Source organism: Streptomyces europaeiscabiei, assembly GCF_001550375.1.
GTDB classification, from domain to species: Bacteria; Actinomycetota; Actinomycetes; order Streptomycetales; family Streptomycetaceae; genus Streptomyces; species Streptomyces europaeiscabiei.
In genome coordinates this window covers 1-8719 of sequence record NZ_LRTR01000483.1, presented here as the reverse complement: position 1 = coordinate 8719, position 8719 = coordinate 1, and the positions used below count along the sequence as shown (strand labels likewise).

Annotated in this window: 9 protein-coding genes; 4 read left to right on the top strand and 5 right to left on the bottom strand. The window is 73.5% G+C overall.

The genetic code is table 11. The features are described from left to right. The coding region (locus AWZ10_RS23510; protein WP_060891988.1) for a gamma-glutamyl-gamma-aminobutyrate hydrolase family protein at nucleotides 1-492 on the top strand (492 nt) is incomplete at its 5' end. 120 nt (nucleotides 493-612) lie between these two features. Here the strand turns inward: AWZ10_RS23510 and AWZ10_RS23505 are convergent. Both AWZ10_RS23505 and AWZ10_RS23500 read right to left on the bottom strand, forming a co-directional pair. Beyond that, nucleotides 613-1566 (bottom strand): aminoglycoside phosphotransferase family protein, encoded by a 954-nt coding sequence (locus AWZ10_RS23505; protein ID WP_060891987.1) that lies wholly within the window; start codon nucleotides 1564-1566, stop codon nucleotides 613-615. Between the two features lie 205 nt (nucleotides 1567-1771). Further along, nucleotides 1772-2698 carry a LysR family transcriptional regulator gene (locus AWZ10_RS23500; RefSeq protein WP_060891984.1) on the bottom strand — a complete coding sequence of 309 codons (927 nt, stop codon included), beginning with the start codon at nucleotides 2696-2698 and terminating at the stop codon, nucleotides 1772-1774. A gap of 70 nt (nucleotides 2699-2768) precedes the next feature. Between AWZ10_RS23500 and AWZ10_RS23495 the strand changes: the two genes are divergently transcribed. Beyond that, the gene (locus tag AWZ10_RS23495; protein WP_060891986.1) at nucleotides 2769-3953 is read left to right on the top strand and encodes a TDT family transporter; all 1185 of its coding nucleotides are present in this window, start codon (nucleotides 2769-2771) and stop codon (nucleotides 3951-3953) included. On the opposite strand, the gene AWZ10_RS23490 is transcribed toward AWZ10_RS23495, so the two are convergent. The 3 genes from AWZ10_RS23490 to AWZ10_RS23480 all read right to left on the bottom strand — a co-directional run bounded on the left by AWZ10_RS23490 (nucleotide 3880) and on the right by AWZ10_RS23480 (nucleotide 6591). Continuing rightward, nucleotides 3880-4623 carry a helical backbone metal receptor gene (locus tag AWZ10_RS23490; protein ID WP_060891983.1) on the bottom strand — a complete coding sequence of 248 codons (744 nt, stop codon included), beginning with the start codon at nucleotides 4621-4623 and terminating at the stop codon, nucleotides 3880-3882. The two genes, AWZ10_RS23495 and AWZ10_RS23490, sit on opposite strands and share 74 nt — an antisense overlap. 7 nt (nucleotides 4624-4630) lie before the next feature. Then, the gene (locus tag AWZ10_RS23485; protein WP_037701740.1) at nucleotides 4631-5212 is read right to left on the bottom strand and encodes a helix-turn-helix domain-containing protein; all 582 of its coding nucleotides are present in this window, start codon (nucleotides 5210-5212) and stop codon (nucleotides 4631-4633) included. Nucleotides 5213-5853: 641 nt separating this feature from the next. Then, nucleotides 5854-6591: a glycine betaine ABC transporter substrate-binding protein gene (locus AWZ10_RS23480; RefSeq protein WP_060891982.1), complete on the bottom strand. Its 738-nt coding sequence runs from the start codon at nucleotides 6589-6591 to the stop codon at nucleotides 5854-5856. A gap of 84 nt (nucleotides 6592-6675) precedes the next feature. On the opposite strand from AWZ10_RS23480, the gene AWZ10_RS23475 reads away from it, so the two are divergent. Both AWZ10_RS23475 and AWZ10_RS23470 read left to right on the top strand, forming a co-directional pair. Next, entirely contained in the window at nucleotides 6676-7620 is a 945-nt protein-coding gene (locus AWZ10_RS23475) for a 5'-3' exonuclease (protein WP_060891985.1), read from the top strand. Nucleotides 7621-7794: 174 nt separating this feature from the next. Further along, a complete protein-coding gene (locus tag AWZ10_RS23470) occupies nucleotides 7795-8640 on the top strand; it encodes a siderophore-interacting protein (RefSeq protein ID WP_046705457.1) in 846 nt (281 codons plus the stop codon). The last annotated feature ends 79 nt before the right edge of the window (nucleotides 8641-8719 follow it).

Below are 8719 nucleotides of genomic sequence, written 5' to 3'. Positions count from 1 at the left end.
GACGTGGACCCCGCCCTCTACGGCGCCGCGCGCTCCCCCCGCTGCGGCCCGCCCGCGCCCGAGCGCGACGCGTGGGAGCTGGCACTGATCCGGGCGGCGCTGGACATCGGCACGCCGCTGCTCGGCATCTGCCGCGGTATGCAGCTCCTGAACGTCGCCCTCGGCGGCACGCTGGTCCAGCACCTCGACGACCACGTCGTCGAGGTCGGCGTCTTCGGCCGCCATCCCGTGAAGCCCGTCCCCGGCACCCGGTACGCGGACATCACCGCCGAGGAGACCGACGTACCGACCTACCACCACCAGGCGGTCGACCGGCTCGGCGCCGGCCTGCTGGCCTCGGCCCACGCCTCCGACGGCACGGTCGAGGCCATCGAACTGCCCGACCCCGCCTGGGTCCTGGGCATCCAGTGGCACCCCGAGATGGGCGAGGACGTACGGGTGATGCGGGCCCTCACGGAGGCGGCGTCCTGCCGGGTTCCGGCCGGGTCCTGAGCCGGGCCGTCCGCCGGGCCGCGACGGGGGCCGAGCCTCCTGTCCGAGCCACGGAGCGGGGCGCACCCCTTCCCCGGTGGGCCCCGTTCTGCGTTCCGGCCCTCCCCCGCGCCGGACCCCCTACCCGATCCGCGTCCTCAGCCATTCCAGTGCCGCGTCGCCCTGGGCGCGCTGGAAGGGGCGCAGGGTCGGGATGCCGGGGACCGGTGGCCGGCGGGAGTTCTCCGTCAGGAAGCCCGCGAAGGCGGCCAGGGTGGCGGTGACACCGTCCGGGTCGGCGTCCCGCCCCAAGGGGTGGGCCGTGAACACCGTCTCGGGGTCGGGTCCGCCCTGGGCCCTGACGCAGGGCAGCAGCAACAGGAGGTCGAACCAGGGCGCGGCCCCGCTGCGGGCGTGCGGCCAGTCGACGAAGACGACCCGGCCGTCCGCCGTCAGCAGCATGTTGTCGGCCCGCAGGTCGCAGTGGGCGAGGGTGTCCCCGACGGCGGAGTCGGCCCAGCGGGCGGCGAGTTCGGCGAGCCGGGGCAGCTGACGTACGGCCCACGGGTCGAGCCCCTCGCCCGTGTCCCCCTGGTCGATCATCCGCTGCCAGCCCCGGAAGTTGCCCGTCAGGCTCTCCACGAGGGGCTGCGCGGCGATGGGTGCGGGCGTGAGCGTACGGCTCAGCTCCCCCACCGCGTCCAGGACAGCCTTCAACTCGCCCTTCCGCCAGGGGACGTGGGGCTGCCGGCCCACCACGTCCTCGAACACGAGGGCTACCCACGTGCCGTCGTCGTACGTACCGAGCAGCCGGGGAGCGGGCACCTCCGCCGGCAGCGCGGCGGCGTTGCGTGCCTCGTGGCGGTGGATCCCCGGGCTGTCGGGGTTGGCGTGGGCGCTCACCGCCTTCACGAAGGCGCGGTGGCCTCCGGCGGTGGTGACCCGCGCGGCCACGCCGGGTGAGAAGCCGCCCGACTGTGTGACCGCCTCGGCCACCGGCTCGCCGAGCACCTCCGCGACGGCGTCACGGGCCGCGACGGGCAGGGCTTCCCAGGGCGTACGGACACCGGTGGCGGGCGGGGCGGTGGGGGTCACGCCCGCCATGGTGAGGGTTCCGGGCTGCCCTGTGCCAAGCATTTTTCCCGCCGCGGATCCGTAGTGGATGCTCGCGCAGTTCCCCGCCGCAGACGGCCGAAGACGTGAACGGGGTCGAAGGGCAGAGCCCCTTGAACGGGGTCGAAGGGGCAGAGCCCCTGGAGGAGGGGACGGGCAGGGGCGGCGGAGGGGGCCGAGACCGCCCTCACCCGCCGACCGCGGCCCCCCGGGTGAGCCCCAGCAGATCCCGCGCCGGGCCCGTGGGCCGGTGTCCCGTCGGCCACACCGCCCGCAGGGACCGCCGCAGGCGTACACCGTTCAAGGGGATGCGGACCAGGCGGCGGGCGGAGAGCTCCTCACCGAGGGCCAGCTCGCTCAGGACGGCCGGGCCCGCGCCGCTCAACGCGGAGGACTTGACCGCGGTGGTGGAGGAGAGCTCGATGAGGGGGCGGGCCAGGCTGCCGAGGGCGTCCTCCAGGACCTGCCGGGTACCGGATCCCTTCTCACGGAGGATCAGCGGCGTGGCGGCCAGTTCGGCCGCGTCCAATGGCTTGCGGCGCCGCGCCCAGGGATGGCTGGGCGAGGTCACGACGATCAGGTGGTCGTGGGCGATCACGGCCGCGTCCAGCCCGGCCGGCACGGTCGGCCCCTCGACGAACCCGAGATCCGCCTCGTCCGCGAGCAGCCGCTCCGCGACGACCGTCGAGTTGCCCGCGAGGAGCGACACCGCCGTGTCCGGACGCGCGGCGCGCAGCGCGATGAGCCAGCCGGGCAGCAGATACTCGGCGATGGTCATGCTCGCGGCGACCCGGAGCCGGGAGTCGCGCCGGTCCCGCAGCGCCTGAGCACCCACGTCGAACGCCTCGGCCGCCTCGACGATCCGCCGGGCCCAGTCCGTGACGAGCGCCCCCGCGTCGGTGAGCCGGGACCCACGCGGCGACCGGTCGACCAGGGCGACGCCGAGCTGCCGTTCCATCGAGCGGATCCGGCTGCTCGCGGCCGGCTGGGTGATCCCCAGCTCCCGCGCCGCCCGCCCGAGCGAGCCGAGGCGGGCCACGGCCAGCAGCAGTTCGAGCGCCCCGAGATCCGGCACCCGGTGGGCCAGCCCGCCCCGCCCCTCGCTCTCACTCATAACCCCAGCTTATGTCCCCATACAACCGAACTCCCTGGTGGGCCTCGCGCGGCAGCGGGACGCTCTCATCATGGTCACCGCAGTACGCCCGGCCCGTACGATTCGCCCCACCCGGCCGGCCCGTCCGTCCACGGCCCCGCCCCGCCGCCTCCCCGTCCTGCGCCACCTCGGCCCCCACTGGTACGCCCCGGTCATGGGCACCGCGATCGTGGCGTCCGCCGGTGCCGGGCTCCCCCTGGACATCCCGGGCCTGCGGACGGCCTGCGCGGCCCTCTGGGCGCTCGCGCTCGTCACCCTGCTCGTCCTGCTCGGCGCGCGCGCCCTGCACTGGACCCACCACCGCGACCAGGCCCGCGCCCACCTCCTCGACCCGGCCGTGGCCCCCTTCTACGGCTGTCTCTCCATGGCCCTGTCGGCCGTGGGCGCCGGTGCCCTCGTCGTCGGCCGGGACTGGATCGGGGTGCGGGCGGCCGTCGCACTGGACGTCGTGCTCTTCGGCGCCGGGACGGCCGTGGGCCTGGTCGCCGCCGTGGTGGTGCCGTACCTGATGGTCGTCCGCCACCGCATCGAGCCGGACCGGGTCACCCCCGTGCTGCTCCTCCCCCTCGTCGCGCCCATGGTCTCCGCCGCACTCGGTCCGCTGCTCGTCCCGCATCTGCCTCCCGGGCAGGCCCGGCAGACGCTGCTGTTCGGCTGTCTCGGCCTGTTCGGGCTGAGCCTGCTGGCCACGCTGCTCGCGCTGCCGCTGGTGTTCGGCCGACTGGTGACGGCGGGGCCGCTGCCGCTCGCCCTCACACCGAGCCTGTTCCTGGTCCTGGGGCCGCTGGGGCAGTCGACCACCGCCGTCGGCAACCTCGCCGACGCGGCCCCCGGCGCCGTACCGGCCCCGTACACGGACGGCTTCACCGCCCTCGCCGTCCTCTACGGCGTGCCCGTCATGGGCTTCGCGCTGCTCTGGCTCGCCATCGCCGCGGCGATGGTCGTGCGGGCCCGGCGGCGGGGCATGGGGTTCTCGATGGCGTGGTGGGCGTTCACCTTCCCGGTCGGCACCTGTGCGACCGGCACGGAAGGGCTGGCCCGGCACACGGGGCTCGTGGCCCTCGACGTCCTCGCCGTCGCGCTGTACGCGCTGCTGCTCGCGGCCTGGGCGACGGCCGCCGCGTCCACCCTGCGTGGGCTGGTCAGCGGCGAGCTGCTCGCAGCGCCGCGCCCAGTACCCGCGGAGCCTCGGCCAACGACGGCCCGTACCAGGTGAGATGACGGCCGCTCAGCAACGCGCACGGCAGCCCGGGAAACGCCTCCGGGCCGTCGTCGGCGGTGAAGAGGTACGGCTCGTCGGGCAGGACCACGACATCGGGGGCTGCGGCCCGCAGCTCCTCGACGGGGACCCGCGGATAGCGCTCCGTGTGCCCGGCGTACAGGTGGTCCACACCGAGCCGGGCCAGCACATCACCTGCGAAGGTGTCCCGGCCGAGGACCATCCAGGGCCGGCGCCAGATGGGCACCACGGCGGTCGTACGACGGCCGGGACCGCCCACAGTGCCCGGCAGCCGGGACCACACCGACTCCGCCTCGTCCAGCCAGCGCGGCCGGGACCGGGCCCCGCAGGCGCGCAGCACGCGGTCCAGTTCGGTGATCGCGCCCGGCACGTCCCGCACCTCGGTGACGAGGACCTCGACGCCCGCCTCCCGCAGCGCGGTCAGGTCCGGCTCGCGGTTCTCCTCCTCGTTGGCGATCACGAGGTCCGGAGCGAGCCGGGCGATGGCGTCGGTCCTGGGGTTCTTGGTCCCGCCGATCCGTACGACATCAAGATCACTCGGGTGGCCGCACCAGTCGGTGGCGCCCACCAGAACACCGGGCAGCGAGACGGCGACGGCCTCCGTCAGTGACGGGACGAGGGAGACGACGCGGGACACGGAGCGCACGGCGACGTCACGCGCCCCGGCGGTGACGGTCCTCCAGGGCCTCGATGTGGTCCGCGACGGCCACCACGATCACCCGGGTCTCCGGCTCGGTGGCCCGCCAGCGATGCCGTACGCCACCGGACATGTACAGCGTGTCGCCGCGGCCCAGGCGGTGGGCGCGGCCCTCGGCCTCGACCTCGACGGCCCCGTCGACGACGTACATCAGCTCGTCGTTGCGGTGCTGGACCTCGCGGCCCTCGTCGTGGTCACCGGTGAACTCCATGGCGTGCAACTGGTGGTGCCCGCGCACCAGGGAGCGTGAGCAGGAGTCGGGGGGCGTGAACCCGTCCTCGTCGGCGGCGCGTACGACGTCGACGCTGCACGCCGGGTCGGCCGCGGCGAGCAGTTCGACGGCGGTGGTGCCGAGGGCGTCGGCGATGCGGTCCAGGGAGGGTCTGCTGGGGCGGGCCCGTTCGTTCTCCACCTGGCTGAGGAAGGGGACGGACAGGCCGCTGCGCTCGGCCACGGCGGCGAGGGTGAGCTGCTGCGCCCGGCGCCGCCGCCGGACGGCCGCGCCCACCCGAAGGGGCTGTTCTTTGTGGTCGCCCATCGCTCCGGCTCCCTCCTTCGCTCGTCGGTCGGCTCACGCACACCCACCGGGTGGGCTCGCGAACGCTCACTGGTCCGGTACGGATGCCCACCCGTCCGGCACTCATCGGGCGCGCTTCTCCCGAAGAGTTCTCTGCACCCTACGCATGTTCGGCAAACCGTTTCATGCGCCCGCCACATCCCTGTAAACCGGCAGGGGGCCCATGCTCACACTTCACGCCAGTGGAACCACTGTCCCATCTCCGCTCTCGGGGCCCCTCGCGCGGCACGGAAGGGGGTGCCGTCGCCACGGCGACCGCGCAGGGTGGCCCTTCCGGCACGCCCCGTCACCGGACGCCAGACGTACGTCCGGCGCGTGCCGAAGTCGTCCCGCGCAGCCACGACACGGTCCGGCCGGTCACCGGGCTCGCCCTCCGTGTCGCGAAGTCGTGGGCCGTGGGGCGGAGTTGCCGATCCGCATGCGGCCCGCCCCACCTGCCGGAGGAGCTCCGCATCCGGGGGCTCGGGCCGCCCCGTGGTTGTCCGGATCCTTCTCGTACGCCAGTACGTGACCACTCTCGCCCGTTCGGGACGGCTCCGCACGACGGAGCCCCGGCCGACGGCGGAACCGTCGGCCGGGGCTCGGCCCCGCACCGCGTGGGGCTACTTCACGGGGGCCATCTCGTCGACGATCCCCGGATGCGCGTCGATCCACTGCTGGACGCCCTCGTCCTCCTGGCCCCGCCCGGCCTTCCGGATCGCCTGGCGCAGGCTCATCAGCTCGTCCGGGGACGTGTGCCAGTTCTTCAGCCAGCCGTTCGGCTCGGAGTACTTCCCGGGGAAGCCCTTGGTGGCCAGCGTGCGGATCTGGTTCTCGGCGCCCCAGGTCTTCTCGGGGTCGGCGAGCCGGGTGAGGTCGTACCTGCCGTACGCCCAGTGCGGCGACCAGAGCGTGACCGCGATGGGCTCCTTCTTCTGGTACGCGCGGTCCAACTGGGCCGGCATCGCGGAGGTGTTGGACTTGACCAGCTCGTATTCGCCGTCGAGGCCGTATACGTTCTGAACCTTCTCCTCGTAGAGCTTGGTCTCGCCCGCGCCGGGCTCGATCCCGTAGATCCTGCCCTTGAACAGATCGCCCTTGCCCTCGAGGTCGTCGAGCGACTTCACGCCCTTGACGTAGGAGGGGACGGCGATCTCCAGCGAGGTCTCGTCGTACCAACTGCCGTAGTCCTCCAGCCGGTCCTGGTACTTCGCCCAGTACGAGGCGTGGGTGGCCGGCAGCCGGAGTTGGTCTGGATGTCCCACGGTGGAGCCGAGGCCGCCACCGCCGACCATGCCCGCGATGACGACCATCGAGAGGGCCAGCATGATCACCTGGTTGACGCCCCGCCCCGCGGGCAACGGAGTGCACCGGACCCGGGCCGGGGGCGTTCTCGGGACGCGTGCACGCGTCCCGCGCGCGGTTGCGCCGGGAGCCGTGTGTCGGTGGCGTACGGCATGATGCGGGGCGTGACCCGACGCCTGATGCTTCTCGACACCGCCTCGCTGTACTTCCGCGCGTACTTCGGAGTGCCGGAATCCGTGAAGGCCCCGGACGGCACACCGGTGAACGCCGTGCGCGGGCTGCTCGAATTCATCGACCGGCTGGTCAAGGACCACCGGCCGACGGACCTCGTGGCGTGCATGGACGCGGACTGGCGGCCGCAGTGGCGCGTCGACCTGATCCCCTCCTACAAGGCTCACCGCGTAGCCGAGGAGCGCGCGGCCGGGCCGGACGAGGAGGAGGTGCCGGACACCCTGTCGCCGCAGGTGCCGGTCATCGAGGCGGTGCTGGACGCCCTCGGCATCGCGCGCGTGGGCGTCGCCGGATACGAGGCGGACGACGTGATCGGCACCTTCACCGCCCTGGCGAAGGACCCGGTCGACATCGTCACCGGCGACCGCGACCTGTACCAGCTGGTCGACGACGGGCGCGGGGTGCGCGTGCTGTATCCGCTGAAGGGCGTGGGCACGCTGCAGCTGACCGACGAGGCGTGGCTGCGCGAGAAGTACGCGGTGGTCGGGCGCGGGTACGCGGATCTGGCCCTGCTGCGCGGCGACCCGAGCGACGGGCTGCCGGGCGTGCCGGGCATCGGTGAGAAGACGGCGGCGAAGCTGCTCGACCAGTTCGGCGACCTGGCCGGGATCATGGCCGCGGTCGACGACCCGACGGCGAAGCTCACGCCTTCGCAGCGCAAGAGGCTCGACGAGGCGCGCCCCTACGTGGCGGTGGCGCCGAAGGTGGTGCTGGTGGCGGCCGACGTACCCTTGCCGGACGTCGACACGGCTCTGCCGCGTGAACCGCGGGACCCGGCGGCGCTGGAGGCGCTCGCGGCGCGCTGGGGACTCGGCGGATCGCTGCAACGGCTGCTCACGACACTGCGGACATGACGGGGTCGCCCCGCGGGTGGGGCGTACGCCGGAGGGTGGGGTGACACTTCGGTGGTGGGGACTCTGAGGCGCGATTCACATCGCGAAGTCCTCACAGACGCCACGAGCATGGGGCGTCGGCAAGGGGGAGATGATAACTTAGGTAAGCCTTACTAGGTTTTTTGGGAGGCCGTCATGGCAGAGCGTCCGGTACGCAGGACCCCGAAGCCCCACTCCGCGCGAGTCGTCCGCACCGAGCGGCTCACTCCGCACATGCAGCGCGTCGTACTCGGCGGCGACGGCCTCACCGAGTTCTCCCCGCGCGGCAGCACCGATCACTACGTGAAGCTCCTGTTCGGCCCCGAGGGTGTCACCTACCCGGAGCCCTTCGACATCGAGCGGATCCGCGCCGAGTTCCCCAGGGACCAGTGGCCCGTGACCCGGACGTACACCGTGCGCGCCTGGGATTCCGAACTGGCCGAGCTGACCCTCGACTTCGTGCTTCACGGCGACGAGGGCCTCGCCGGCCCCTGGGCCACACGCGTCCGGCCGGGCGAGCTGATCCGTTTCCTCGGCCCCGGCGGCGCCTACGCGCCCAACCCGGAGGCCGACTGGCACCTCCTCGTCGGCGACGAGAGCGCCCTGCCGGCGATCGGGGCCTCCCTGGAGGCCCTCCCCGACGGCGCCCGCGTCCACGCGATCGTCGAGGTCGCCGGGCCCGAGGAGGAGCAGAAGATCAACTCCGATGCGGAGGTCGTCTGGCTGCACCGCGGTGACCGCCCTGTCGGCGCCGCTCTGGTCGAGGCCGTGCGCGCGCTGGAGTTCCCCGAGGGCCGGATGCACGCCTTCGTCCACGGCGAGGCGGGCTTCGTGAAGGAGCTGCGCCGCCTGCTGCGTGTCGAACTCGCCGTCCCCCGCGAGGACTTGTCGATCTCCGGCTACTGGCGCCTCGGCCACGACGAGGACGGCTGGCAGGCGTCGAAGAAGGAGTGGAACGCCCGCGTCGAGGCGGAGCAGGAGGGCACACCGCCGACGACGTGACCCACGCGGGGCCCGGCGACCGGCCGACGCGACCTCGTACGAGGATGGCTGCGCGCACGGCTTCGTGCGACCCGGGCCA